General features: G+C 51.8%; 22 protein-coding genes, 2 tRNA genes and 3 rRNA genes. 21 read left to right on the forward strand and 6 right to left on the reverse strand.

The genetic code is table 11. From position 1 onward, the window contains the following. The 15 genes from OXH16_16055 to rimI form a co-directional block, all read left to right on the forward strand. Positions 1–467 (forward strand): 16S ribosomal RNA (locus OXH16_16055); the annotation flags it as partial. 121 nt (positions 468–588) lie between these two features. Next, positions 589–665, forward strand: a tRNA-Ile gene (locus OXH16_16060). A 16-nt stretch (positions 666–681) separates the two neighbouring features. After that, positions 682–757 (forward strand) — tRNA-Ala (locus OXH16_16065). Positions 758–895: 138 nt separating this feature from the next. Then, positions 896–3,926: ribosomal RNA gene (locus tag OXH16_16070) — 23S ribosomal RNA — on the forward strand. Between the two features lie 69 nt (positions 3,927–3,995). Continuing rightward, positions 3,996–4,112 (forward strand): 5S ribosomal RNA (gene rrf, locus OXH16_16075). 151 nt (positions 4,113–4,263) lie between these two features. Further along, complete coding sequence (fusA, locus tag OXH16_16080) at positions 4,264–6,345, forward strand: elongation factor G (GenBank protein ID MCY3682916.1); 2,082 nt, start codon at positions 4,264–4,266, stop codon at positions 6,343–6,345. An 87-nt stretch (positions 6,346–6,432) separates the two neighbouring features. Further along, positions 6,433–7,305: a methylisocitrate lyase gene (gene prpB / locus OXH16_16085; GenBank protein MCY3682917.1), complete on the forward strand. Its 873-nt coding sequence runs from the start codon at positions 6,433–6,435 to the stop codon at positions 7,303–7,305. 74 nt (positions 7,306–7,379) lie between these two features. After that, entirely contained in the window at positions 7,380–8,483 is a 1,104-nt protein-coding gene (locus OXH16_16090; GenBank protein MCY3682918.1) for a 2-methylcitrate synthase, read from the forward strand. A gap of 16 nt (positions 8,484–8,499) precedes the next feature. Then, entirely contained in the window at positions 8,500–9,927 is a 1,428-nt protein-coding gene (locus tag OXH16_16095) for a bifunctional 2-methylcitrate dehydratase/aconitate hydratase (GenBank protein ID MCY3682919.1), read from the forward strand. Between the two features lie 81 nt (positions 9,928–10,008). Beyond that, positions 10,009–10,755, forward strand: coding sequence for a YebC/PmpR family DNA-binding transcriptional regulator (locus OXH16_16100; protein ID MCY3682920.1), 747 nt, complete (start codon positions 10,009–10,011; stop codon positions 10,753–10,755). A 50-nt stretch (positions 10,756–10,805) separates the two neighbouring features. Then, complete coding sequence (ruvC, locus tag OXH16_16105) at positions 10,806–11,429, forward strand: crossover junction endodeoxyribonuclease RuvC (protein MCY3682921.1); 624 nt, start codon at positions 10,806–10,808, stop codon at positions 11,427–11,429. Positions 11,430–11,433: 4 nt separating this feature from the next. Beyond that, positions 11,434–12,030 (forward strand): Holliday junction branch migration protein RuvA, encoded by a 597-nt coding sequence (gene ruvA, locus OXH16_16110; GenBank protein MCY3682922.1) that lies wholly within the window; start codon positions 11,434–11,436, stop codon positions 12,028–12,030. Between the two features lie 17 nt (positions 12,031–12,047). Continuing rightward, positions 12,048–13,073, forward strand: coding sequence for a Holliday junction branch migration DNA helicase RuvB (gene ruvB, locus OXH16_16115; GenBank protein ID MCY3682923.1), 1,026 nt, complete (start codon positions 12,048–12,050; stop codon positions 13,071–13,073). An 11-nt stretch (positions 13,074–13,084) separates the two neighbouring features. Next, the gene (gene tsaB, locus OXH16_16120) at positions 13,085–13,789 is read left to right on the forward strand and encodes a tRNA (adenosine(37)-N6)-threonylcarbamoyltransferase complex dimerization subunit type 1 TsaB (GenBank protein ID MCY3682924.1); all 705 of its coding nucleotides are present in this window, start codon (positions 13,085–13,087) and stop codon (positions 13,787–13,789) included. Then, complete coding sequence (gene rimI / locus OXH16_16125; protein MCY3682925.1) at positions 13,782–14,285, forward strand: ribosomal protein S18-alanine N-acetyltransferase; 504 nt, start codon at positions 13,782–13,784, stop codon at positions 14,283–14,285. The genes tsaB and rimI overlap by 8 nt, the downstream gene beginning before the upstream one ends. Here the strand turns inward: rimI and OXH16_16130 are convergent, their stop codons facing one another. The 6 genes from OXH16_16130 to OXH16_16155 form a co-directional block, all read right to left on the reverse strand. After that, entirely contained in the window at positions 14,286–16,241 is a 1,956-nt protein-coding gene (locus tag OXH16_16130) for a hypothetical protein (GenBank protein MCY3682926.1), read from the reverse strand. 6 nt (positions 16,242–16,247) lie between these two features. Then, on the reverse strand, positions 16,248–17,294 hold the full coding sequence (locus OXH16_16135; protein ID MCY3682927.1) for an alpha-L-fucosidase: 1,047 nt from the start codon (positions 17,292–17,294) through the stop codon (positions 16,248–16,250). 28 nt (positions 17,295–17,322) lie between these two features. After that, complete coding sequence (gene cysK / locus OXH16_16140) at positions 17,323–18,261, reverse strand: cysteine synthase A (protein ID MCY3682928.1); 939 nt, start codon at positions 18,259–18,261, stop codon at positions 17,323–17,325. 15 nt (positions 18,262–18,276) lie between these two features. Then, positions 18,277–18,789 carry an LptE family protein gene (locus tag OXH16_16145; protein ID MCY3682929.1) on the reverse strand — a complete coding sequence of 171 codons (513 nt, stop codon included), beginning with the start codon at positions 18,787–18,789 and terminating at the stop codon, positions 18,277–18,279. Further along, on the reverse strand, positions 18,786–19,148 hold the full coding sequence (locus OXH16_16150; protein MCY3682930.1) for a DUF1844 domain-containing protein: 363 nt from the start codon (positions 19,146–19,148) through the stop codon (positions 18,786–18,788). The genes OXH16_16145 and OXH16_16150 overlap by 4 nt, the downstream gene beginning before the upstream one ends. A gap of 144 nt (positions 19,149–19,292) precedes the next feature. Next, positions 19,293–19,901 (reverse strand): DsbA family protein, encoded by a 609-nt coding sequence (locus OXH16_16155; protein ID MCY3682931.1) that lies wholly within the window; start codon positions 19,899–19,901, stop codon positions 19,293–19,295. A 64-nt stretch (positions 19,902–19,965) separates the two neighbouring features. Here OXH16_16155 and OXH16_16160 point away from each other — a divergent pair, with 64 nt between their 5' ends. The 6 genes from OXH16_16160 to OXH16_16185 all read left to right on the forward strand — a co-directional run bounded on the left by OXH16_16160 (position 19,966) and on the right by OXH16_16185 (position 25,818). Then, a complete protein-coding gene (locus OXH16_16160; GenBank protein ID MCY3682932.1) occupies positions 19,966–21,111 on the forward strand; it encodes a tetratricopeptide repeat protein in 1,146 nt (381 codons plus the stop codon). A gap of 128 nt (positions 21,112–21,239) precedes the next feature. After that, positions 21,240–21,704: a (2Fe-2S)-binding protein gene (locus OXH16_16165; GenBank protein ID MCY3682933.1), complete on the forward strand. Its 465-nt coding sequence runs from the start codon at positions 21,240–21,242 to the stop codon at positions 21,702–21,704. Between the two features lie 10 nt (positions 21,705–21,714). Beyond that, complete coding sequence (locus OXH16_16170) at positions 21,715–24,048, forward strand: molybdopterin-dependent oxidoreductase (protein MCY3682934.1); 2,334 nt, start codon at positions 21,715–21,717, stop codon at positions 24,046–24,048. Positions 24,049–24,051: 3 nt separating this feature from the next. Then, the gene (locus OXH16_16175; GenBank protein MCY3682935.1) at positions 24,052–24,909 is read left to right on the forward strand and encodes a xanthine dehydrogenase family protein subunit M; all 858 of its coding nucleotides are present in this window, start codon (positions 24,052–24,054) and stop codon (positions 24,907–24,909) included. A gap of 55 nt (positions 24,910–24,964) precedes the next feature. Beyond that, positions 24,965–25,408 (forward strand): carbon monoxide dehydrogenase subunit G, encoded by a 444-nt coding sequence (locus OXH16_16180; GenBank protein MCY3682936.1) that lies wholly within the window; start codon positions 24,965–24,967, stop codon positions 25,406–25,408. Positions 25,409–25,455: 47 nt separating this feature from the next. Continuing rightward, positions 25,456–25,818, forward strand: coding sequence for a cupin domain-containing protein (locus OXH16_16185; GenBank protein ID MCY3682937.1), 363 nt, complete (start codon positions 25,456–25,458; stop codon positions 25,816–25,818). Positions 25,819–25,838: the final 20 nt, after the last annotated feature.

Genomic DNA, 25,838 nt, shown 5'->3' on the forward strand with positions numbered 1-25,838 from the left:
GTGAGATGTTGGGTTAAGTCCCGCAACGAGCGCAACCCCTATCCTTAGTTGCCAGCACGTCATGGTGGGAACTCTAAGGAGACTGCCTATGTTAAGTAGGAGGAAGGTGGGGATGACGTCAAGTCCTCATGGCCCTTACGCCCGGGGCTGGAAACGTGCTACAATGGCCGGTACAAAGGGCTGCAATACCGTGAGGTGGAGCTAATCCCAAAAAACCGGTCTCAGTTGGGATTGGAGTCTGCAACTCGACTCCATGAACGCGGAATCGCTAGTAATCGTGGATCAGCATGCCACGGTGAATACGTTCCCGGGTCTTGTACACACCGCCCGTCAAGTGATGAAAGCCGGGAATACTCGAAGTCAGTAGTCCAACCCTCGGGAGGACACTGCCGAAGGTAGGTCCGGTAATTGGCACTAAGTCGTAACAAGGTAGCCGTATCGGAAGGTGCGGCTGGATCACCTCCTTTCTAGGGAGACGCGATGTAAGGCTACAGGCGCTTACATCTACTCCTAAGGTCAATACCAGGTTTGGCATGTGCACGTTATTTGGTTTTTGAAAGGCCGGGATTTTTCCCGGCTTTTTAAGGCGGGCCTATAGCTCAGTTGGTTAGAGCGCGCGCCTGATAAGCGCGAGGTCAGTGGTTCAACTCCACTTAGGCCCACCAAACTAACAAAATATTTGGGGATATAGCTCAGATGGGAGAGCGCCGGCTTTGCAAGCCGGAGGTCACCGGTTCGATCCCGGTTATCTCCACCAAAGATGTATTTTATAGAACGCTCGGGATTTTCCCGACTGCTCTTTGACAATTGAATATGAATTGGGTATACACAATTTGCCAAATTGAAGTATGGATTCTTTGCAGAGCACAGTAGTGATCTGCTGAAAACTTGTTTTGGTCAAGCTAATAAGGGCATACGGTGGATGCCTTGGTACAGAGAGGCGATGAAGGACGTGGTAAGCTGCGATAAGCCTCGGGGAGGTGCAAACAACCTTTGATCCGGGGATTTCCGAATGGGGCAACCCGATGCGGGTCATGCCGCATCACCCCCGGGTGAATATATAGCTCGGGTGGGGCTAACGGGGTGAACTGAAACATCTAAGTAACCCTTGGAATAGAAAGCAACCGCGATTTCCTCAGTAGTGGCGAGCGAAAGGGAAATAGCCCAAACCGGTTCGCATGTTAAAACCTGCATGTGTTGTGCGGCCGGGGTTGTGGGGTGAGATCTGATAGAGATGCAGACCTGTCAGGGAGTTACAAATTTGCAATGTAGCCAAACAGTTCTGGAAAGTCTGGCCGCAGAAGGTGAAAGCCCTGTAGGCGAAACATTGCAAACTCCTGTGATCTCATTCCCGAGTACTGCGGGACACGTGAAATCCTGTAGGAATCTGGGAGGACCACCTCCCAAGGCTAAATACTCCTCTGTGACCGATAGTGAACTAGTACCGTGAGGGAAAGGTGAAAAGTACTCCTGAATGGAGAGTGAAATAGAACCTGAAACCGTTTGCCTACAAGCGGTCGGAGGACAAACCGAGATCTTCGGATCTCGGAGCGTCTGACGGCGTGCCTTTTGCATAATGAGCCGGTGAGTTACTCCTGAGTTGCAAGGTTAACCTATTTTGTAGGGAAGCCGTAGCGAAAGCGAGTCTGAATAGGGCGATTTAGTAGCTTGGGGTAGACCCGAAGCCAGGTGATCTACCCATGGCCAGGATGAAGCGTGATTAACCTCACGTGGAGGTCCGAACCCACCAATGTTGAAAAATTGGGGGATGAGCTGTGGGTAGGGGTGAAAGGCCAATCAAACCTGGAGATAGCTGGTTCTCCTCGAAATAGCTTTAGGGCTAGCCTCTTGTTATAGAGTGGCGGAGGTAGAGCACTGGATAGGCTCGGGGGCTTCACCGCTTACCAACCCTAACCAAACTCCGAATGCCGCACACTTGTTTCAAGGGAGTCAGCGCATGGGGGATAAGCTTCATGTGCGAGAGGGAAACAACCCAGACCACCAGCTAAGGTCCCTAAGTACAGGCTAAGTGATAAAGGATGTGGGAGTGCGTAGACAGCCAGGATGTTGGCTTAGAAGCAGCCATTCATTTAAAGAGTGCGTAACAGCTCACTGGTCAAGTGAACCTGCGCCGATAATGATCGGGACTAAAGCCTGTCACCGAAGCTGTGGGCTTCAACTTTTGTTGGAGCGGTAGAGGAGTATTCTATTGTAGGCTGAAGGCGGACTGTGAAGTCTGCTGGACGACGTGGAAGCAATCATGCCGGCATGAGTAGCGATAAAACAGGTGAGAATCCTGTTCACCGAAAGTCTAAGGTTTCCTGGGGAAGGTTCGTCCGCCCAGGGTTAGTCGGACCCTAAGCTGAGGCCGAAAGGCGTAGGCGATGGGAAACAGGTCAAAATTCCTGTACCACCTTAGAGGCGTTTGAACTATGGGGTAACGCAGAAGTGACGATCAGCCCGCGACTGGAAATGCGGGTCTAAGCCTGTAGGGGGATCACCAGGGAAAATACGGGTGATCACAACCCTGAGAGGTGATGGGGAAACGAGCCTTCGGGCAAGCCAACTGGTCTTAATCATGCTGCCGAGAAAAACCTCTATGTGAGTCTCTCGGGTGTCCGTACCGCAAACCGACACAGGTAGACGGGGTGAGAATCCTAAGGTGCGCGAGAGAACCCCTGTTAAGGAACTAGGCAAAATGGCTCCGTAACTTCGGGAGAAGGAGTGCCTCCAAGTAGGTGAACGGACTTGCTCCGGGAGCTGAAGGGGGCCGCAGAGAAACGGCCTGGGCGACTGTTTACTAAAAACACAGGTCTCTGCTAAGTCGCAAGACGACGTATAGGGACTGACACCTGCCCGGTGCCAGTAGGTCAAGAGGAAAGGTTAGTCTTCGGACGAAGCTTTGAATCGAAGCTCTGGTAAACGGCGGCCGTAACTATAACGGTCCTAAGGTAGCGAAATTCCTTGTCGGCTAAAAACCGACCTGCACGAATGGTGTAACGACTTGGGCGCTGTCTCAACAGGGGACTCGGCGAAATTGTAGTTCCGGTGAAGATGCCGGATACCCGCGACGGGACGGAAAGACCCCATGAACCTTTACTCCAGCCTGGTACTGGGTTTCGACTCAGTATGTGCAGGATAGGTGGGAGACTATGAAGCGGGAACGTCAGTTCTCGTGGAGTCGCCCTTGAAATACCACCCTTATTGTGTTGGAATTCTAACCTCGATCCTTGAATCAGGATTGGGAACACTGCCAGGTGGGAAGTTTGGCTGGGGCGGCCGCCTCCCAAAAGATAACGGAGGCGCCCAAAGGTTCCCTCAGCGCGGTTGGTAATCGCGCGAAGAGTGTAAAGGCATAAGGGAGCTTAACTGCGAGACATACAGGTCGAGCAGATGCGAAAGCAGGGCTTAGTGACCCGGCGGTTGCGCGTGGAAGCGCCGGAGATCAACGGATAAAAGGTACTCTGGGGATAACAGGCTTATCTCCCCCAAGCGTACATAGCGACGGGGAGGTTTGGCACCTCGATGTCGGCTCATCACATCCTGGGGCTGGACAAGGTCCCAAGGGTTTGGCTGTTCGCCAATTAAAGTCGGTACGCGAGCTGGGTTTAGAACGTCGTGAGACAGTTCGGTCCCTATCTGTCGTGGGCGCAGGATATTTGAGGAGAGCTGTCCCTAGTACGAGAGGACCGGGATGGACGAACCTCTAGTGTACCAGTTGTCTCGCCAGGGGCATTGCTGGGTAGCTATGTTCGGAAGGGATAAGCGCTGAAAGCATCTAAGTGCGAAGCCCACTCCAAGATAAGATATCCCGTGGGATAACCCACCTAAAGGCTCCTTGTAGACTACAAGGTCGATAGGTCACAGGTGTAAGCGCAGCAATGCGTTCAGCCGAGTGATACTAATCAGCCGTGAGGCTTGACCTTTTTATACATTTTTCAGCAGATCGCTTCTGTGCTTTGTTTGGTGCTCAATTCGTATTCAATTAAATTTTTCCTGGTGGCTATAGCGGAGGGGAAACACCTCTTCCCATTCCGAACAGAGAAGTTAAGTCCTCCAGCGCCGATGGTACTGCTTGGGAGACCTTGTGGGAGAGTAGGTCGTTGCCAGGAATCTAAAAAAGCCCGGACATAAAAATCCGGGCTTTTTTTATTATACAAGATCAAAAGAGTACTTGACAAAATCCATTTGTTTTGCAATTATATGCGCCTTATTTTTCGAATTTTAGAACGGGTATTTAGTAATGATATTAAGGAGGTTACAGTGAATAGATATACACCTGAAAATATCAGGAATATCGCCCTGTCGGGACACGGCGGCACGGGCAAAACGTCCGTTGCCGAAGCCATGATGTTTTCTGCTGGTGCAACCAATCGACTCGGTTCAGTGGATGAGGGAAATACACTGTCGGATTATACCGATGCAGAAGTTGAGCGCAAAATCTCTATCAGTACATCCATGTTGCACTGCGATTGGAAGGGTACCAAAATGAATATTTTGGATACTCCGGGTTATGCTGACTTTATTGGCGATGCAAAAACCGCGATTTGGGCATCTGATATTGCGCTTACGCTGGTCAATGCGACCAGTGGTGTAGAGATTGGAACGGATAAGGCATTCGGTTTTGCCGATGATTTTAATCGCGCAACTGTGTTTTTAATCAATCACGTCGATAGGGAATTTGCCGATTGCGATGGTGCGGTTTCAGCAATTCAGGAGCATTTTGGAAATGGGGCTGTTCCCTTTCAGATTCCGGTCAATGCCGGTGAAGGGTTTAATCAGATCATCGATATTTTGCAGATGAAATTGGTAACCTACACCAATGGCAAAGCCGAAGCTTCAGAGATTCCCGAAGAATGGCAAGATCAGGCTGAGGCATTGAGGGAACAGGTGGTTGAAGGGGTTGCCGAAAGTGACGACGATTTGATTGAACGCTATTTAGAAGAAGGGGAATTGACAGATGAAGAGATCGCACAAGGATTAAAAATCGGAATGGTCAATCGCACTTTGTTTCCCATTTTTGTGAGTGCCGCCAGCAAAAATATCGGTGTTGATTTATTGCTCGATTTTTTGTCTTCCTTCGCGCCGGGTCCGCTCGACTTGCCAATTCCCACAGCATATAAAGAAGGGTCTGAAGAAGAAGTGGCACTTGCCGTAAGCGATAATGACCCTCTATCTGCTGTGGTGTTCAAAACGATTTCCGAGTCTGTGGGCGATCTGTCATTTTTGCGCGTGTATTCCGGCAGTGTCGAATCTGGCGACGATGTGTTTAATCCCAATCGCCGAGCCAATGAGCGCATCGGTCAAATTTATTCGATGAGTGGCGGAAAGCGCGAGGATATGGACGTTGTGGGTGCAGGTGATATTGGCGCGTTGATCAAGCTAAAGGATACGCATACGGGCAATACGCTTTGCAGCAGGAACTCGCGCTTGCAAATTCAGCCGGTCGAATTTCCACACCCTTTGATTCGCGTGGCCGTAGAACCCAAATCGCGTGGCGACGAAGACAAAATTAGCATGGGATTGCACAGCATTCACGAAGAAGACCCGAGCTTTATCGCCGGGTATGATGCGGAATTGCGCCAGATTATTGCCCAGGGACAGGGCGAGTTGCATTTGACGGTTGTGTTTGACAAGTTGAAGAGCAAGTTTGGCGTGGATATAGAGGTGACCGAACCGCGAATACCGTACCGCGAGACCATTCAGTCGCGTGCAGAAGCGCAGTATCGGCACAGAAAGCAAAGCGGTGGACGCGGTCAATATGGCGAAGCTTATTTGCGCATTGCGCCCAGGCAGCGCGGTGATGGTTTTGAATTTATTGATGAGGTCGTAGGCGGTGCAATTCCCGGGAAATTTATTCCGGCTGTTGAAAAAGGTGTTGTGGAATGCATGGAACGCGGCGTGCTCGCCGGGTATCCCGTTGTCGATACACAGGTCACAGTTTACGATGGATCCTTCCATCCGGTCGATTCTTCTGATATGGCTTTTAAGCTGGCGGGTTCCTTCGCATTTCAAAATGCATTTATGGATGCCAGACCCATTTTATTAGAGCCTATTTATAAAGTTCACGTCGTTGTTCCCGATTCCTATATGGGGGATGTGATGGCGGATCTCAATGGGCGACGCGGACGCATTCAAGGCATGGATCCCGAAGGCAATTTCCAGGTCATTCACGCCGAGGTTCCACTGGCCGATCTCTACAAATATTCGACCTCTCTCCGTTCTATGACGCAGGGTACAGGTGATTATACCATGGAGTTTTCACACTACGAGCCTGTTCCCCACGATGTGACACAAAAGGTTATTGAGGAATCCGAACACGATCGCGAATTAGTAGAAGCATAGACGAATAGACGAATGGCAATACACTGATTTTGGGGGGATGGGCGGGGTTCGTTGATTCGTTGATTCGTTGATTCGCTACAGGAGGAGATGATGTCAGCCGGGCGCAGGTTCAGGGCGGCACTGGATGTAGAACGACCCTTGCAGATTGTGGGTACTATCAATGCCGTATCTGCGCTGATGGCAAAACAGGCGGGATTTCGCGCGCTTTATCTTTCTGGTTCGGGCGTGGCTGCTGCCTCTTATGGGTTGCCCGATTTGGGCATTACAACGCTGGATAATGTGGTCGAGGATGCTCGGCGGATTACAGATGTGGCGGATTTGCCGCTGCTGGTTGACATCGATACCGGGTTCGGCGGTACTTCTTTTTCCATTGGTCGCGCGGTAAAGACGCTGGAAAAAATTGGCGTTGCCGCTGTTCATATTGAAGACCAGGTATTGCAAAAACGGTGCGGACATCGCCCGGGAAAGCAGGTGGTGCCTGCCGAGGAGATGTGCGACCGAATCAAAGCAGCGGTTGATGCGCGGTCAGACCGCGAGTTTGTGATTATGGCGCGAACGGATTCCGTGGCCAATGAGGGTTTGGAATGCGGTCTCGATCGCGCCCAGAAATACATTGCCGCAGGTGCGGATGCGATTTTTGCAGAAGCCTTGCGTTCACTGGCGGATTTTCGCGCATTTGTCCAAAGGCTTTCTGTGCCAGTGCTGGCGAATCTCACCGAGTTTGGACAAACGCCTCTGTTTGATCTGGATGAGATGAGAGGTACTGGTATCGCCATGGTGTTGTATCCTCTTACGGCGTTTAGAATGATGAATGCGGCTGCTTATCAGGCGTATAAAATCCTGCGGACACAGGGCGCACAGGGCGTGTTGATAAACGAGATGCAGACGCGTGAAGAACTCTACGAATTGCTGGATTATTACGGGTATGAGGCGCAGGTCAATCGACTTTATGGCGCGTGAATCGCCTGAGGAGATTTTACAGGAAAAGGTCGTGAGTAAAAATGCTCACGACCTTTTTTTGAGAGGAGGATAATGTGAGCAAACAGACGGCAGGTTTGAGAGGGGTCAAGGCTGGGAGTACATCGATTTGTACTGTGGGGGCAGAAGGTCACGGGTTGCACTATCGGGGCTATGCGATTGAAGATCTGGCACAATTTGCCTGTTTTGAGGAGGTCTTGCATTTGTTGTTGTGGGGTGCGCTGCCCACTGAAAGGGAATTGGATGCGTTGAGAACGCAGTTGCGAGCGCACCGGCAGTTGCCCGATCTGGTTGTAAGGGTTCTGCGTTTGTTGCCTTCTGACGCGCATCCGATGGATGTTTTGCGAACCGGTGTGTCGGCACTTGGTATTGCCGAGCCAGAGCGGGATTTGGGAGATGGTGGGGCTGTGGCTATAAGGCTTTTGGGTGCATTGCCCTCTATGCTGGGGGTCTGGCATAGAGGTGCCGATGTTTTGGATGTGGATGTGGATGATTACGCGACTTATATTTTGCGCATGCTCAAAGCGGAGACACCTTCGGAGTTGGAATGCCGGATGATGGATGCGTCGTTGATTTTATATGCCGAGCACGAGTTTAATGCCTCGACATTCACGGCGAGAGTATGCGCTTCTACGCTTGCCGATTTTTATGGATGTATCACCGGGGCAATTGGCACTTTGAGCGGGCCTTTGCACGGGGGTGCAAACGAGCGGGCAATGGAATTGATCGAGCAGTTCGAGACGCCTGAAGACGCGGCAATAGGTGTGCGAGAGATGCTGGCGCGCAGAGAGTTGATTATGGGGTTTGGGCACGGGGTTTATCGCGTGCGAGATCCGCGCAATGCGATTATTAAAGATTGGGCGCGTCAGGTGAGTGCAGCAATGGGCGATATGCGTCTGTACGAGATTTCTGAAGCGATTGAGCGGGTTATGTGGGATGAGAAAAAGTTGTTTCCAAATCTGGATTTTTATTCGGCAACAGCATATCATATGGCCGGTATTGAGACGGCGCTTTTTACGCCCATATTTGTGGTCAGTCGCTGTAGCGGCTGGGCTGCTCATGTGATGGAACAGCGGGCGGATAATAGGCTGATTCGACCCCTGGCGGAATACACGGGGGTAGAGGCGCAAGATTATGTGCCTTTGGAAGAAAGGGGCTAATAGCTTGAGGATTGCTATGGATGATCGGGTGCCGGATAGAGAACTGGTGACTATCGCACAGTACGTGCTGGATTATGAGGTGAATTCCACGGAGGCTTTTCAGACGGCTCGATTGTGTCTGATGGATAGTTTGGGATGTGCGGTGCTGGCATTGCGGTTTTCCGAGTGTGCGAAGATGCTCGGTCCCGTGGTGCCTGGAACAATTGTGCCGCACGGTGCGCGGGTACCGGGTACGGATTGCGAACTCGATCCGGTGACTGCTGCGTTTAATATTGGGACACTGGTGCGCTGGCTGGATTTTAACGATACGTGGTTGGCAGCAGAGTGGGGCCATCCTTCAGATAATCTGGGTGCAATTCTCGGAGTGGCGGACTGGATGTCGCGCACGCAACGCGCACAGGGGAGAGAAGGACTGGTGATGCGGGATGTGTTTGTGGCGATGATCAAGGCGCATGAGGTTCAGGGCGTGATGGCGTTGGAAAATAGTTTTAATGCCCGGGGACTGGATCATGTGATTTTGGTGAAGTTGGCGAGCGCAGCGGTCTCTGCTGGTCTGTTGGGATGCGATGAGGGGCAGGTGGTCAATGCATTGTCGCAGGTGTGGTGCGATTTGGGTCCTTTGCGAACCTATCGGCATGCGCCCAATACGGGTTCGCGCAAGAGTTGGGCGGCGGGAGATGCGACAGCGCGCGGTGTGTTTTTGGCATTGCAGACAAAGCGAGGCGAGATGGGATATCCAACGGCTCTGTCTGCACCTGTCTGGGGGTTTTACGATCGTTTGTGGAATGGTGACCGGTTTCAGTTTCAGCGCGTGTACGGTTCTTATGTGATGGAAAATGTGTTGTTCAAGGTGTCTTTTCCAGCTGAATTTCACGCACAGACAGCTGTAGAAGCCGCGTTTGTGTTGCACAATGAGGTGGCACCGCGTTTGAAGATGGTGGAGCGGGTGGTGATTGAGACACACGAAGCCGCTATAAAAATTATCGATAAGACCGGTCCGCTGTACAATCCCGCAGATCGGGATCACTGTTTGCAATATATGGTGGCGATAGGGCTGATTTTTGGCGATTTGACCGCAGATGACTATGAAGAGGAGCGCGCAGGGGACGCGCGTATTGATGCGTTGAGAGAGAAGATGGTGGTGACGGAAAACGCGCGGTTTACACGGGATTATCACGATCCGCAAAAGCGGTCAATTGCCAATACTGTGCAGGTGTTTTTCAAAGAGGGATCGGCCACAGAGGCCGTGACGGTTGAATATCCCATTGGGCATCGAAGAAGGCGTCGGGAGGCCGCGCCCTTACTTGTGGAAAAGTTTGTGGAAAATATGACGACGCAGTTTGAGATGCGTCAGGTGCGCGATGTGTTGGCTGTGTTTGATGGGGCGGATTTGGATGCTATGCCCGTATGGGAATTTATGGATATGTTGCAAGTTCGTAAATAGCGTATTTCCTATTGCACAACTGCGGGCTTCTGACTACATTTGGATTGGGATAACAGGATATGAGAAAAGGAGTATAGAAGGATGGCTGGACATTCTAAATGGGCAAATATCAAGCATCGCAAGAGTCGTCAGGACGCGGCTCGAGGCAAGGCGTTTACCAAGCTGATTCGGGAGATTACTGTGGCGGCTCGCGAGGGCGGCGATGAAGCGAATAACCCCCGTCTGCGTGCGGCTGTTTTAGGCGCTAAGGCGGAAAATATGCCCATGGTGAATATTGAGCGCGCGATTAAAAAGGGTACGGGAGAGCTTGAAGGCGAGTCTTATGAAGGTGCGATTTACGAGGGGTACGGGCCGGGTGGTGTGGCCATGTTTGTTGAAACTCTGACAGATAATCGAAATCGCACGGTATCCGAAGTGCGGCATTTGTTTAGCAAATACAATGGCAGTATGGCCGAAAGTGGTGCCGTGGCGTGGGTGTTTGAGCAAAAGGGCCTGATTTCAGTGCCCAAAGAGGGCGTGGAAGAAGAAGAACTGATGCTGATCGTTTTAGATGCTGGTGCCGAAGATATTGTAGAGGAAGAGACTATCTACGAGGTTTATGCATCTCTGCCCGATTTTGAAAGTGTTCGCAAAGCGATTGAAGATGCGAGCATTGAAATTGAACGTGCTGAATTGACGCGCGTTCCGCAAAGTACTGTGCCCGTTGAAGGCAAAACCGCACAGCAATTGTTGTCCTTGATGGAAATGCTCGAAGACAATGACGATGTGCAGCGGGTATATGCCAATTTTGAGATTGACGATAGTGAATTAGCAGCCCTTACAGCTTGATTCCCCTCCCCCTTCACACTTCCCCCTTCACACTTCAAAAGGTGGTTCACGTGATCATTCTGGGTATTGATCCGGGTAGTGTGGTGACTGGTTTTGGTCTGGTTGAGCACCAGAACCGGAAAAATCGGTTGCTGCAATGCGGCTGTATTCGCCCCGGTAATAAAATGTCTTTCCCCCAGCGCTTGCTCTATATCTACGATCACTTGCTCGCGCTGGTCGCAGATGCAGGCCCGCATGAAGTTGCGCTTGAATCTGTTTTTTACGGTGTCAATACGCAATCGCTGATTAAGTTGTGTCAGGCGCGTGGGGCTATTTTGACGGCGCTGGCCAATTCCGATTTGCCCATTTTTGAGTACTCGCCCCGCGAAGTGAAGCGAGCTGTTGTGGGCCGGGGGAGTGCGTCCAAAGAACAGGTGCAATTTATGATCCAGCGATTGCTTGGGAAAGAAGCAGTGGATCAGGGGTTTGATGCGACAGATGCCGTGGCGATTGCCCTGTGCCACGCGCATCAGAAGGTTGCTGTGCAGGGACCTGGGGTACGGCAAAATAAATTGGCAGAGAAAATTGAGGCGTTGAAACAGGGCGGTAGGGAACAGAGTCGTTTTGATGAGAAACTCAAGGAAATCGGCGTGAGTGCGAAGTCGCGGCGGCGATTGAACCGAAGGGGAAGATGATACAATGATTGCGTTTTTAGAAGGGCAACTGGTCGAAAAACACCCGACTCATGTCATTGTGGATGTTCAGGGCGTGGGGTATCACGTCAATATTTCACTGTCGAGCTATGAATCGCTTGTGGTTGAGGATGGGCGCGTAAAAGTTCTCACTCATCTCTATGTGAGAGAAGATGCGATGACGCTTTACGGGTTTGCCTCTGTGTCCGAGCGCGATTTGTTTGAGCGCCTGATCGCGGTTTCGGGTATTGGGCCGCCGATGGCATTGAAAATTTTGTCCGGTATTCCCATTGCCGATTTCAGGCGGTTGGTTGCCGCAGAAGATGCCCGGGGGTTGACGCGCATCAAAGGCATTGGTCAAAAGCTCGCGCAGCGCCTGGTGCTGGAGATGAAGGATAAGATTGGCGATATTGCGCCAGAAGATTTTACTTCCGATGCCGTGGAGCATGCAGATCCCGATGTATTAGACGAAGCCGCTGCCGCTTTGTCGGGCTTGGGCGCGAATCCGGTGCAGGCGCGCAAAGTTGTTGCGACTGTCTTGCAGGAGCTGGGTGACGACGCGCCGATTGAGGAAGTGATTAAACGGTCGTTGAGGAGTATTTAGCAGCATAAGGCTATTTTATGGATGAACGATTTACCGATCCCGAATTTCAGGATGGCGACGAACTTGAGCGCGATCAACGGATTCGTCCAATTCGATTTGACGATATGGTCGGGCAAGAGAAGGCGAAGACGAATTTGCGTATTGCCGTGGAGGCTGCGCGTCATCGCAATGAGGCTATGGATCACATTTTGTTGCACGGGCCTCCCGGTCTGGGCAAAACGACGATGGCTTATGTGATCGCGCACGAGCTTGAAGTTGAAATTCATGTGACATCGGGACCGGTGCTGGAGCGCCCGGCTGATCTGGCGGGGATTTTGACGAATTTGAATGAGCGCGATGTGCTGTTTATCGACGAGATTCATCGCATGAATCGGGTGGTAGAAGAGCATTTGTATTCGGCTATGGAGGATTTTACGCTGGATATTATGATCGATAGCGGACCGAGTGCCAGGTCGTATCAAATTCCGCTTGAGCCCTTTACTCTGGTGGGCGCAACAACGCGAATGGGATTGCTCACAGCGCCGATGCGAACGCGCTTTGGTTTGCTGGAGCGGCTGGATTTTTACGCTCCGGAAGAGTTGCAGGCTATTGTGATGAGGGCTGCGCGTATTTTGGGTATTGAGATTGAAGAGGATGCCGCACATGTAATTGCCTACAGGTCGCGGGGAACAGCGCGCATCGCCGGGCGCCAGTTGTCGCGGTCTCGAGATTATGCACAGGCGCGTGCCGATGGGGTGATTACAGAAGAAGTTGCGGTTAAGGCACTGGCACTGTTGGGGGTGGATGCAAAGGGATTGGATGAAATGGATCGCAGATTGCTGGAAACGCTGATCGATAAATTCGATGGGGGTCCCGTTGGCTTGAATAATCTGGGTGCTGCGCTGAGTGAAGAGACAGATACGCTGGAGGAGGTGTATGAACCCTATCTGATTCAGGAGGGGTTCCTGGTGCGCACGCATCGGGGGCGGCAAGCGACGGCGCGGGCGTATTTGCATTTGGGGAAGACGCCGCCTGAGGACGGGTCACAAAGTAAGTTGTTTTGAGGTATTGCAAGTTGACAAAATTTTTGGGTATTGAGACTTCAACAGCGGTATGCAGTGTGGCTTTGGCCTGCGATGCTCGCGTGGTTGTGGAATACACGTTGGAATTGGGTTCACATCATTCGGAACGGTTGCAGCCGATGGTTGAGATGGTGTTGCGGGAGGCGGGTTTAAGTGTCGGTGATCTGGATGGCGTGGCTGTGGCTGCTGGTCCCGGTTCGTTTACGGGATTGCGTATCGGTATGGGCCTGGCGAAGGGGCTGTGCCGCGGTGCGAATCTTAAATTTTTGCGCGTGTCAACCCTTGCGGCAATGGCTTTTGGGTCGGGGGTAGAAGGGGTGCCTGTTTGTCCTATGCTGGACGCCCGGCGAGGCGATGTGTATGCGGGGGTATATGATCTCGTTGCGGGGGATCCGATTTCGAGAATTCCCGATCGCGCCGATGCGGTTTCCAATTGGGTCACGCGTCTGCCGCGTCCCGTGACTGTGGTGGGAGATGGGGCAGAGGCTTATCGCGATGTTATTGTCGATGCGTTGGGAAGAGATGCGTATTTTGCAAATGCAACTCTGGGACGCCCCACTGCTGGGGCTGTTGCATTGCTGGGTCAGGCGCATTGTGAACGGGGAGAGGTGGATGATATGGAGACGGCAGAGCCTTTTTATTTGCGGCGAACACAAGCAGAGCGCGTGCGCGAAGCGCGTTTGACTGGTGATGAATAATTCCGTGACACCCGTGCTGGTGGAGATGCTCCCTTCGCATTTCGACCGGGTTATAAAGATTGAAACGGCTGTTTTTTCCACTCCCTGGACACGCCGCGATTTTGAGTTTGCACGCAATCGCAAAAACAGTTTTTGCCGGGTGGTTATGGTAGAGCGCGAGGTTGCGGGCTATGTCGTGGGGTTTTTGATTGGTCGGGAATTTCATCTGGTGAATTTGGCTATTGCGCCTGATTTTCAAAGAAAGGGGCTGGGCAGAAGAACGCTGAAAGCTGTATTTGATCTGTTGGAGACAAGGGCGCGTGTGGTGTCTCTGGAAGTGCGTATGTCCAATTGTGCTGCGATTGATCTGTATAAGAAGATGGGGTTTGAGACCCTGGCGATCAGAAAAGCGTATTATACACACCCCCGCGAAGATGCGCTCGTGATGTTAAAGCCGCTCAATACCCGATTGTCCGATTGGGTGTCGCAGGTGTTGCAAAGTAAGCAGGGCGTTTAATTAATCACCCCAAAACAGATTGTGCCCTTGCCCGGGGAACCAGATGAGATCGACGCTCATGCTCACGATGAGCGATAGGGTGTATCCCACGATCATGCCGATGAAAAAGGGTTTTGCCCTGCGGTACAGCGCAATTCCTCCCAGGCGGAAGATGATAAATTTAATCAGCCAGGTGAGAAATACGGATAAGATGGCGGTGCGTGCGGAATAAAAGGTTACGACTGTAAAGCCGATGGGATGGAGCGGCCACCAGGTGAATCGGTATTGGCACAGGGTTAAGATGCCCATTGTCAGTGCGCCAAATGCGGTAAATGCCATCCGAAGACCGTAGTGGGTCTCTTTGCCAATGTCGCGGATGGATGATACTATGCCGTCGTAATAACGCGGTGCGGCAACCCGAAACATGTACGAGCCAAAATTAAATGCGCCGTCGGTATAGCCCAGGTAAATTGTCGATGCGGCGGCGGCGATAAGCGAAAACACAAATGCAAACGCGATGGTCAAGCCCAGTACGCGCGCCCGATTGCCCAGGCCGATGCTCAACCGGGCGGCATGGGCGGCAGCGGGCATGGTGAAGCTTTTGCCGTTTTGATACATGCTGCCTACTTGTTGCCGCATGGTAATTGTGTTTGGCGATAGTGAATCGGGCGGTGCAAATCCCATTATGCCGGTGCCCAAGCTGCTGGGCGATTCCAGGAATACGAGTCCGGTCATTGCTACGATTTTGGCAAATCCGGTGTAAAAAACAAACCAGAACACCGTGACCAATATGGCCCAAAACGGTGTCATCCCTCCCTTGAATAACCAGAACATGGCAAATAGAGCACAGGCGAGAAATGTGGCGACTGCAGTGCGGTAGGACATCAATTCGTTCTGGTCGTCCATATTTTTTGTTTGGCGAAATGCCTGTTGGAAGACTGCCTTTATGTGGGTTCGCGCAATCCACAATCCCCATAGACAAAAGACGATGAATCCGCCCAGTGCTTGCTGTCGCGTGCCGGCAAATTCTCCCAGGCCCTCTGCCAGGCCCATGCGATTGGTTATTCCCATTTGAAGCCAGGTGAGTACCCAGAATACCCAGATAGAAAATAAGACCTGTAAGTCGGTAAAGTACGCAAACCCGATAATTAAGAAGTTGAGCCGCCCGTGCAGGAAGGGCACATACCGTCCCAATGAGATTGTGTAATTTTGGATCCCTACGGTAATTACGGGGAAGCTGGGATCGAAGTAGCCGATGATGTACCACAGGACGATAACCGCGGGAATGGAAAAGCCAGCCCAGAATAGCGGCTGTTTCATGTATTCGGGAAATCCCTTTGGTCCTGCTGTCTCAGCCAGTTCTTCGGCGACTTGTGCAAAGGGAAATGGCAATCGCTCTTGTTCGACCCATTGCCGGCGCAAGATTGTCGCCAGTGCGACTGATCCCAGGCCGAGCGCGGCGATAAAGCTCAGCCACCAGAATGTGGGGCGTATCCAGATTGCCCAGGGGATGGTTGCGTTGCGAGGCAGGCCCTCGTAAAACCAGGCCAGTTGATCTTTGGCGTCTTCTACTACGAGATAGGGTTGGACGAGGCCAAAGACGTATTCTTCCCAGAGGTTTTCCGGCGTTGCCATGTAGTGCATTACGGCATAGGTTGCCAGTACGCGCCCGAGCAATTCATTGATGGACATGCTTACGTAGCCAACGGCGAAAATGAAGATCAATTCCCAGGGTTGTAATGCATATCCCAGAGCGCGCAGCACGGGGTTTACGATAAAGATCAGTACCAAAAATGGCATTAAAATACCCATCGGTATCATGCCTTCGACCAGTGATATGGTGTGCATGTAGTGATGGGTATAGGGGATGATTGCGTTGATTGATACGGTGATCAATACAGCCAGTGCAATTGCCCACCAGGGCGATCGTTGCTTCAGGTGTTGGGGTTCCTGTATGTCGATTGTTTGAACTGACACGATAGATCAGGCTCCCTCTCCCGGGAAGCCCTCTTTGCGAATGCGTTCGCCCACTGCGAGCAGTACTGGTACATCTTTTTCGTCGAGTGATCCATCGGGCAGGGGTCCGGTGTTTAACAATAGATTGCAACCGCTTTCCCGCGCTGCTGTCAATGCCGTCCAAACTTCTTCCTCATTTTTGTGGTGGCCTCCTTCGGCGAGATAGCCCCAGGATACGCCTTTTCCACCTGGTCCAGAACACATTGTGGTGCAGATTTCCATGGGTTTGTTTGTCTGTGTTACAGCCTGATGTTCAGGTGCCTGAAAGTCTTCGGTGCCCAGCAAGCCCTGTTTGTAGGAGACAAGCACTTGCGGTTGTACGCTGTGGATATAGTCGTAGAGTTCCTGACTTTTAAATTTTTCTTTGTCGCCGTTGTTGGGAACGGCAATACCGTCCAGCCAGATTGCGGCTACGGGTCCGTAATTTGTGAGCAGTTCTGTGATTTGCGCCTGCATGAAGTCGAGATAGATTTGCAGGTTGTGCGCCGCGCCCGTGGCATAGCTCGGTTCGGGCGGGTCGTATTTGGGTCTTGCCTGTCCACCCCATTCGTCGTTGTTGGGGGCATGTGGATGTTTCCAGTCCCTTCCGTGGGAATAGTACAAACACAGTCCGAGTGCGTGTCGATCACACGCTTCGGCCAGTTCTTTGATCAGGTCGCGTCCCACTGGGGCATTGGTGCTGTTGAAATCCGTTTCCGCTGTGTCGAATAGACAAAATGAGTCGTGATGCCGCGTGGTGATGTTGATGTATTTCATTTCGCAGTCAACGGCAAATTGCGCGATGCGCTCGGCATCGAAGTTTTCAGCGGTGAAGTCGTCAATGAGTTTTGCATATTCGGCTACGGGTATGAGTTCTCGCAGTTGCACCCATTCATGTCGTCCTATTAGAGAGTAGAGTCCATAGTGTAAGAACAGGCCGTAACGCGCTTCGCGAAACCACTGTAGTGCGGCAGCACGCGGGTTGTCGGCGTAGAGGTCGGCGTAATTTTTCAAGTAATTGGGGATATTGCTCATGAGGGTCTCCGGTTGTAAGTGGGATTAACTACGCTTGTAAGAATTCGGGTACGCTGAAGTACCGCTCGCCCGAGTCGCAGATTATGGTTGCGACTCGCTTGCCCGGTCCGAGGTCGCGGGCGATTTGCAGGGCGGCGAATACATTTGCTCCGGCGGATATGCCGGCGAGAATGCCTTCCTCGCGTCCAAGTTTGCGAGCTGTTTTGATGGCGTCTTCGTCGCGTACGCATATGAGCGCGTCAAAGACATCGCGGTTGAGTACTGAGGGTACGAATCCCGCGCCGATGCCCTGGATGCCGTGTAATCCTGGCTCTCCGCCCGATAGGACCGGGGATTTGGCGGGTTCGACTGCGACTACGCGTATGTGGTCTAATTCGGTTTTTAAAACTTCGCCCACGCCTGTGATGGTTCCTCCCGTGCCTATGCCTGCGACAAAGACGTCGAGGTGGCCGTCAACGGCTTCTAATATTTCCCGGGCTGTGGTTTGGCGGTGTATTTCTGGATTGGCAGGGTTGTTAAATTGCTGGGGCATAAAAGTGGTTTCGGGCGATTCGTTGAGGATTCGTTCGGCTTCTGCGACAGCGCCGGGCATGTCGAGGTCGCCCGGGGTTAAGACCAGTTCGGCGCCGTAACTTTCGAGCAGGTCGCGTCGTTCCCGGCTCATGGAGTCGGGCATGGTTAGTATCAGGCGATAACCTCGCGCGGTTGCGACCATTGCCAGACCAATGCCGGTGTTGCCACTGGTCGGTTCGACGATGGTCATGCCGGGTTTTAAGTGTCCGTCGCGTTCTGCGGCTTCGATCATGGATAGGGCTATGCGATCTTTTACCGTGCGAGCCGGATTTAAGGATTCCATTTTGACGACGACTTCGGCCATGTCGGATGTCGCCATACTGTTTAAGCGTATCAGGGGCGTGCCGCCGATCAGTTGCATGAAGTCATCGACGACGACGTTTTCTTCAGGCATATATATTTCCTTTTTTTACCATCCGCCTACCTGGGTTCGATCTACGACGTCTTTGGAGAGCATGCGTAGCGCGTCGCCGATGCCTTGTGTGCGGGCGAGGTCGCGTTGGCTTGCCGCGTCGTAGATGCCGTAGCCGCGCATGCGGTCAATTTCCCAGAGTGTTTGTTTTTCTCGCGTGTCGTAAAAGGCCATTTTTACATAGACGGAGATTTGATATTGTTCGGCACTCACTTGTCCGCCGTAGGTAAAGGGTTCTTCTTTGATTTCCAGTACAGTGCCTTGCAGTACGGCATCGGCCTGATCTTCTTCGACTACGCGCAGGGCACCATCAGAGACAAATCCCTGTATTAAGCTGTCTGTCAATGCCTGGTGAATACTGGCTTCGAGGCTTTCGTTGTCGAGGAGCGGCACAGCGACGGAGCGGATGCCACCACTGCCCGTGGCAGATGTGGAGTAATAAGCACAGCTCAAGGGTAGATACATGATGAGTAGTAAGCAGCAAGCCGACCATTTTTGGGGTGTGCTCAATTTTTTTTCTCCTCAGTGCTGTTATCTTCTTCTTGCTCTTCTGTTGTTTGCTCTTCTTCTTGCTCTTCTGCGGCTTCATCCTTTTTGAGCTCATCCACATAGTTCATTCGCAGTTCAAATAATACGTGTTCCATTAATTTTTGCTCGTTGTCGTTTAAGTTGCCTTTTGTTTTTTCGTCCAACATGCCCAGGAGGTCAATCATGTTTTTGGCCTGGTCCAGGTTGCGCTCGATCTGGTTGGTTACCGGGTTCATCACTTTGCCCAGGTTTTGCAATGCCATGCCCTGAAACATCATGACCAGTTGCATGAATAATAATTCGTTTTGTTGATCTTGTGTCGGTATGTTTTGGTCGGCCATTTCTGCGCTCTCCTTCCCATTTTGGTTGCAGATATATTGGGCTTTAATATTTCAAAACTTCTCATGGATGTCAAGGCGATGTTCTCTGTGCTGTGAATGTACGAGAAATACGCGCTTATCGAGTTGCACAAAATGCGGATTTTTTTATTTTAGTGCGGCGTGCAGGTAGGCCAATACGGTTTCCGCGTCGTTATACCCTCGGGTGATGAAGGTTGCGGACGCGTTGTTTCTTATGACGAGGCTTGGAAATTGATTGGCGTTCATCGACCGCCTGATGTTAAATCCATCTTGCATCTGTTGTTCTGTTTCGGGTGAGGATAGGTCGCGGGCAAATTGCTGTGTGTCTAACCCGATTTCACCCGCCAATGCAACGAGGACTTCTGCATCTGATGGGTTGCGTGCTTCCCGATAATAGGCGCGTTGGATTGCCTCGAACATCTCAGTTCCCGCTCCCTGATTTTGAGCCGCATAAAATGCCCTGCAAGATGGATATGTGCATCGCCTCGGTTCACATTTTTTCCAAAAGTCCCAGTTGAAATTCGCACCTGTTATGGCTGCGACTTCGCGCCATGCGCGCTGGATATGCGCCCGCATCGCATCGGGCATGGGGTCATCGGTGTCGCGCGCCAATCCACCCATGATATATACGGGTGACAATTCTTTGGGTACGGCTTCTTTTACTTTTTCCAGTACTGGCTGAAATCCCCAGCACCAGGAACACATGGGGTCGGCGACGTAATAAAGCGTTTTCATGGATTTCTCCTGTTGTATAATGGGTAGTTGCTATCTCGCCAAATTACGAAAGGGGTAAAAAATAATGCGTTTGAGATATTTAATTCTGGCTCTGTGGATTCTGCTCTCGATGGGAAAGGCCGATGCGTCGTTGCGCCAGGTTTTTGACGCATTTATTGCCGGGCACTATGAGGAGGCAGAGGCGCATTTGCAAACGCTCTTAAAAACATCGTCGGATAGAGGCGAGATACATTTTCTTCTGGGGCGATTCGCAGTTTGGGATGGCAGAACAGATGATGCTTTTGACCATTTTGAGAAAGCCACTAAATCCGATTCCCAAAATGCCAATTATCATTATTGGCTGGCGCAAATGTATGGTCAAAAAGGGATTAAAGCCAGCATTTTTAGAAAACCTGGATACGCCCGTAATGCAAAAAAAGCTGTTGAGAAAGCTATTGCCTTAGATCCGGATCATATTCAGGCACGGTTTTTCTTAATGGGCTATCACCTCAATGCACCGGGTATTTTGGGGGGAAAGAAAAAAGAAGCCCAAAATCAGGCTGATCAGATTAAGATGCGCGATCCCATCAGGGGACATTTAGCACAAGCTACAATTTATCGCAGAAAAGATGAGTTGGATAAAGCAGAACAGGAATTGAGAACTGCGTTAGAAAAAGATCCGTCCAGTGAATTACCCGTTTTACAGCTTAGTGGGTATCTCAGTCGAACAGAACGCCTTGAAGAAGCCGTTGAGTTGCTCGAATCTTATGTGCAACAACACCCTTTTTCCAGTCGTGCCTTAAGTACGCTCCGTACTTATTTGCTGAGTCTCAAACAACTTGATCGAGCATATCGCGCTGCGGAACAATGTCTCCAGATAACGACCGATTCACTATCGGTAAGGCGCGATACAACTATTTCATCATTTGAAAAGATAATAACATTTCAAGCACGTAAAATGAATGCATTATACGCTTTGGGACGCATATTAGCGGAATCTGGAGACAGACTTGATCTCGGTCTTGAATACTTCAAAGCGTGTCTGCAAATTCTACCACCAGGTTCAGAACGGACAAGAGGTAACGCATATAACCGGATAGGGGAAATTTATCTTCATCAAAACGAAATCCAAAAGGCCCGCGAGGCGTTCCAAACTGCTCTCAAGTGGAGGCCCAAACAAGAATCTGCCCGCAGAGCACTCGAAAAATTAGATAAAGAAAAAAATAAATAATGGATCGTATCCCTAGACGGTTCACCTGTGCGTTAGAGAAACTATTTGCATGGCGTTCTCATGCGCCATATCTTGCGAGAGAGTGTAAGTTTATTTTTTCTTCCCCCCCCTTTTCAAAGGAGGCTTGCGTGAAAATTGAAGTCACTGTGAACGGGGAGCATCAAAGTCACGACGTGGAACCGCGGATGTTGCTCGTGCATTTTTTGCGCGATGTCGTCGGGCTTACTGGCACGCATGTGGGCTGTGAGACCAGCCTTTGTGGCGCGTGCAGTGTGATGCTCAATGGAGATGCTGTCAAATCGTGTACGGTTTTGGCAGTGCAAGCCGATGGTGCTGAAATTACGACCATTGAGGGCTTTGCCCAAAATGGTGAATTGCACCCTATTCAGGAGGGCTTCTGGGAGTGTCACGGATTGCAGTGCGGTTTTTGCACCCCGGGCATGATTATTGCCGCGCACCAGCTTTTAGAACGCAATCCCAAACCCAGTGAAGCCGATATTCGACGCGGTATAGAAGGCAATTTGTGCCGCTGTACAGGGTATCAACACATTGTCGATGCGGTTCAGTACGCATCGAAAAAAATGACCAGATAGGAGGCGCCCCATGCCAGTTAGCAAATCTGTTGGCGCCCGTATTAAGCGCCGAGAAGACCCCCGATTGATTCAGGGCCTTGCACATTATGTCGATGACATTAAGCTGCCCAATTTGTTGCATGTCGCGATTTTGCGAAGCCCTTATGCCCATGCGCGCATCAATGGTATTAATACCGATGCGGCTCAAAATTTATCCGGCGTCAAGTCTGTTGTCACTGGCGATGATGTCAAAGACGTCATTGGTGGGATTCCCTGTGCGGCTACAGATCCGGAGGGGTTTCCGGGTATTAAGGTGCCCCACCATCCCGTGCTCGCTACGGGAAAGGTGCGTTTTGTCGGTGAACCCATCGCCGCTGTTGCAGCGACCGATGCGTATATCGCCCAGGATGCACTGGATTTGATCGAGGTCGATTACGAACCTCTCGATGCGATAAATTCGGCTGATGCGGCTTTTGCCGATGGCGCGCCTGTTATTCACGAAGATTGGGACGATAATATGGCTTTTACCTGGAGCATTGCCGGGGGCGATGTGGATGCGGCTTTTGCCGAGGCCGATCACGTCGTCAGCCAGCGGATTGACCATCAGCGTCTGGTTCCCAATCCGATGGAGACACGCGGCGTGGTTGCCCAATATTTACCCGGTAAAGATCAGCTCAACTTGTGGTCATCTACGCAAATTCCACATCTTTTGCGCACGCAAATCTCCGTTATGCTGGGTATGGCCGAGAACCATGTGCGCGTTATTGCGCCGGAAGTGGGCGGTGGCTTTGGTTGCAAGCTCAATGTGTATGCCGAAGAGGCCCTGCTTGGACATATGGCGAAATATCTCGGGCAGCCCGTGAAGTGGATTGAAGGGCGGCGTGAAAATTTTGTGCATACGATTCACGGACGCGATCAGACCGGGGATGTCGAGCTTGCGGTGAAAGACGACGGTACGATCCTCGGTCTCAAATACACGGTTACGGCTGATGTGGGAGCTTATTATCAGTTGCTCACGCCGGCCATTCCCACGCTTACGGGATTGATGTTGTGCGGTTCTTATACATTTAAAAATGTGCAGATGAATCTCACGGCCGCTTTTACCAATAAGATGGCGACGGATGCCTATCGGGGTGCGGGACGTCCCGAGGCCACGTATCTCATCGAGCGCATGATCGATGTGGTGGCGCACGATCTGGATCTGGATCCTCTGGAGGTGCGGCGCAATAACTTTATCGATAAAGATGCTTTCCCTTATGAAACGGGGACTGCTCTGGCTTATGATAGTGGTGACTATACGGCTGCGCTTGACAAGGCGCTCAAGATCGCCGATTACGAGGCTTTGCGCGAGCAGCAGGCCCAATTGCGCGAAGAGGGTCGATACCTGGGTATTGGATTTTCCACTTATGTGGAGATTTGCGGTATGGGTCCTTCGGCTGCGATGCCCGCGGGTGGATGGGAGAGCAGTACTGTGCGCATAGATCCCACGGGTAAGGTGACTGTGCTCACGGGTGTATCGCCTCACGGACAGGGGCAGGAGACCACTTTTGCCCAGCTTATTGCCGATGGTTTGGGCGTTGATATTGACGATATTCGCATTATCCACGGCGATACGGATACGGTGCAATACGGGATTGGTACTTTCGGCAGTCGCGCGACGGCTGTAGGTGGTACGGCGATGGTACACGCGATGGGTAAGGTGAAAGACAAGGTGATCAATATCGCCGCGCATCTGCTGGAGAGCAATCCGCAGGATATCGTGATTGAAGATGGCAAATACTGCGTTCAGGGTGCGCCCGAGTCGGGTCTCACTTTGGGCGAGATCGCGATGGTGGCTCATGTGGGTGTGGAACTTCCGGAGGGAACAGAACCCGGTTTGGCTGAGTCGCACTTTTTTGAGCCGCCGAATTTTACCTATCCCTTTGGTACGCATATCGCCGTGGTCGAGGTGGATGCAGATACGGGTGAGGTCGAGATACAGCGCTATATCGCCGTTGACGATTGCGGGAATATTATCAATCCGCTGATTGTTGAAGGCCAGGTACACGGCGGTATTGCACAGGGGGTGGGACAAGCCCTTTACGAGGAAGCCATTTACGACGAAAGCGGGCAGATGATCACCGGTTCATTTATGGATTATGCTTTGCCCAAAGCGCATAATTTCCCGCGCTTTGAACTGGCGAATACCGTTACGCCTTCGCCCGTCAATCCAATGGGTGTCAAAGGTGTGGGCGAAGCGGGTACGATTGGTTCCACGCCCGCGATAGCCAATGCGGTGATTGACGCGCTGAAACCTTTTGGCGTGCGACATATTGATCTGCCTTTGCGCCCTGAAAAACTCTGGAAACTCATGCAGGAGACATAAACAATGACCCCCTTTGATTATCACGCACCCAAAACTCTGAGAAGTGCGATGCGGCTGGTGCAGGAGTTCGGCGACGATGCCAAAGTACTGGCGGGCGGTCACAGTCTGATTCCGTCTATGAAATTGCGTCTTGCCGCGCCTTCGGTCGTTATTGATCTGGGCGGTATTGCTGGCTTGAAAAGAGTGACTGCAGGCGATGAGACCATTACCATTGGTGCTCTGGCCACGCATTATGCTGTGGAAAGCCATCGCTTGTTGCCTTCAAAATGTTCACTTTTGCCCGAGACCGCAGCGGAGATCGGCGATGCGCAGGTGCGGAATCGAGGCACTGTGGGCGGGAGTATTGCCCATGCTGACCCGGCTGCTGATTGGCCAGCGACCATGCTCGCCCTTGATGCACAATTCGATATTGTCGGTCCCAATGGTGAACGCGCGGTTGCTGCGTCTGATTTTTTTGTGGATCTCTTTATTACAGATTTGCAACCGGGTGAGGTCCTCACGGGTATTCGCATTGCGACGCCGTCCGAGAATTCGGGTGGTGCGTATGTCAAGATGCGACAATCTGCGTCCGGTTTTGCCCTTGCAGGCGTTGCGGCTCAGGTGACGCTGGATGATGCGGGCAACTGCGCTTCTGTGGCTGTGGGTATTACCGGTGTTGCGCCTGCGGCGTATCGCGCACATGCGGTCGAAGACGCGCTTGTGGGGCAGGGTATTGACGCTGTTGCCGATGCGGCAACCCATGCGGCTGATGGCGTGGAGGAATTTCAGGAAGATCACCACGCTTCTGGCGATTACCGCGCCCATTTGGCACGCGTGTTCGCACAACGGGCATTGAGCCAGGCTATTGAACGCGCAGTTTGATTTTACAGCCCCCTTCTCTTTCGGGGAAGGGGGCTGTATTTTTTCAGGAGGCATTTTGAAACTCTCTGGTACACACACGATTGGCGCGACGGTTGAGCGCGCTTTTGAATTGCTTATCGATCCCGAGGTGCTCGCTCGTTGTATGCCCGGCTGCGACAAGCTGGAACACAGGGCAGATGGGGTTTACGATATGGCTGTTTCAGCGGGGATTGGTCCGGTTCGCGGCAAATACACGGGTAGTGTCACGCTTTCAGATATTCAACCGCCCGAGCGCTATACGATGGTGGTCGATATCAAGGGTACGACCGGGTTTGTCAAGGGACAGGGCGTTGTGGTACTCGCCCCTGAAGGCGAGAATACGCGGATTTCGTTTGAGGGCGATGTGCAAATCGGTGGGCCAATCGCCGCTGTGGGACAGCGCATGCACGCCAGTGCTGCCCGTTTGATGACGCGACAACTTTTTGGCGCGATTGACGCGGAGGCGCGTGCGGTCTCCTGAGAGGACAGAAAATATTCCTGTTGGACACTTTTCGAGAGCTATATAAGATGTCGTTTATTGATTGGGATGAGTATCCTGCTAACGAAGTCGCGCCCGGCGTGCGCATTCGGACGCCTTATGGGGAGAATTTGATGCTCTCGCGCGTTGAGTTTGATGCGGGTGCTGTGGTGCCGATGCACAGCCATCCCCATGAACAGGGGGGGATGATGATTGAGGGGAGGATGAAGTTCACGATTGATGGTGAGACCCGCACGGTTGAACCCGGCGAAGCTTTTCTGATTCCCGCCCATGTGCCACACCGGGCCGAGGCAGTAGATGGTCCCTGTGTCGCTCTCGATATTTTCTCGCCGATTCGCGAGGATTATGTCGAGCTCGCCAACCGCTATATTCCGTCCAAAGACAAAACGTAATATTTTCCATTCACGGATCG

It is taken from the genome of Gemmatimonadota bacterium (assembly GCA_026705765.1).
Taxonomy (GTDB): Bacteria; Latescibacterota; UBA2968; order UBA2968; family UBA2968; genus VXRD01.

Coding starts and splice junctions, on each gene's coding strand:
- prpB (MCY3682917.1), top strand. CDS start 6,433: ATGATGTCAGCCGGGCGCAGGTTCAGGGCGGCACTGGATGTAGAACGA.
- OXH16_16095 (MCY3682919.1), top strand. CDS start 8,500: ATGGATGATCGGGTGCCGGATAGAGAACTGGTGACTATCGCACAGTAC.
- OXH16_16100 (MCY3682920.1), top strand. CDS start 10,009: ATGGCTGGACATTCTAAATGGGCAAATATCAAGCATCGCAAGAGTCGT.
- ruvA (MCY3682922.1), top strand. CDS start 11,434: ATGATTGCGTTTTTAGAAGGGCAACTGGTCGAAAAACACCCGACTCAT.
- ruvB (MCY3682923.1), top strand. CDS start 12,048: ATGGATGAACGATTTACCGATCCCGAATTTCAGGATGGCGACGAACTT.
- rimI (MCY3682925.1), top strand. CDS start 13,782: ATGAATAATTCCGTGACACCCGTGCTGGTGGAGATGCTCCCTTCGCAT.
- OXH16_16135 (MCY3682927.1), bottom strand. CDS start 17,294: ATGAGCAATATCCCCAATTACTTGAAAAATTACGCCGACCTCTACGCC.
- cysK (MCY3682928.1), bottom strand. CDS start 18,261: ATGCCTGAAGAAAACGTCGTCGTCGATGACTTCATGCAACTGATCGGC.
- OXH16_16150 (MCY3682930.1), bottom strand. CDS start 19,148: ATGGCCGACCAAAACATACCGACACAAGATCAACAAAACGAATTATTA.
- OXH16_16155 (MCY3682931.1), bottom strand. CDS start 19,901: ATGAAAACGCTTTATTACGTCGCCGACCCCATGTGTTCCTGGTGCTGG.
- OXH16_16160 (MCY3682932.1), top strand. CDS start 19,966: ATGCGTTTGAGATATTTAATTCTGGCTCTGTGGATTCTGCTCTCGATG.
- OXH16_16170 (MCY3682934.1), top strand. CDS start 21,715: ATGCCAGTTAGCAAATCTGTTGGCGCCCGTATTAAGCGCCGAGAAGAC.
- OXH16_16175 (MCY3682935.1), top strand. CDS start 24,052: ATGACCCCCTTTGATTATCACGCACCCAAAACTCTGAGAAGTGCGATG.
- OXH16_16185 (MCY3682937.1), top strand. CDS start 25,456: ATGTCGTTTATTGATTGGGATGAGTATCCTGCTAACGAAGTCGCGCCC.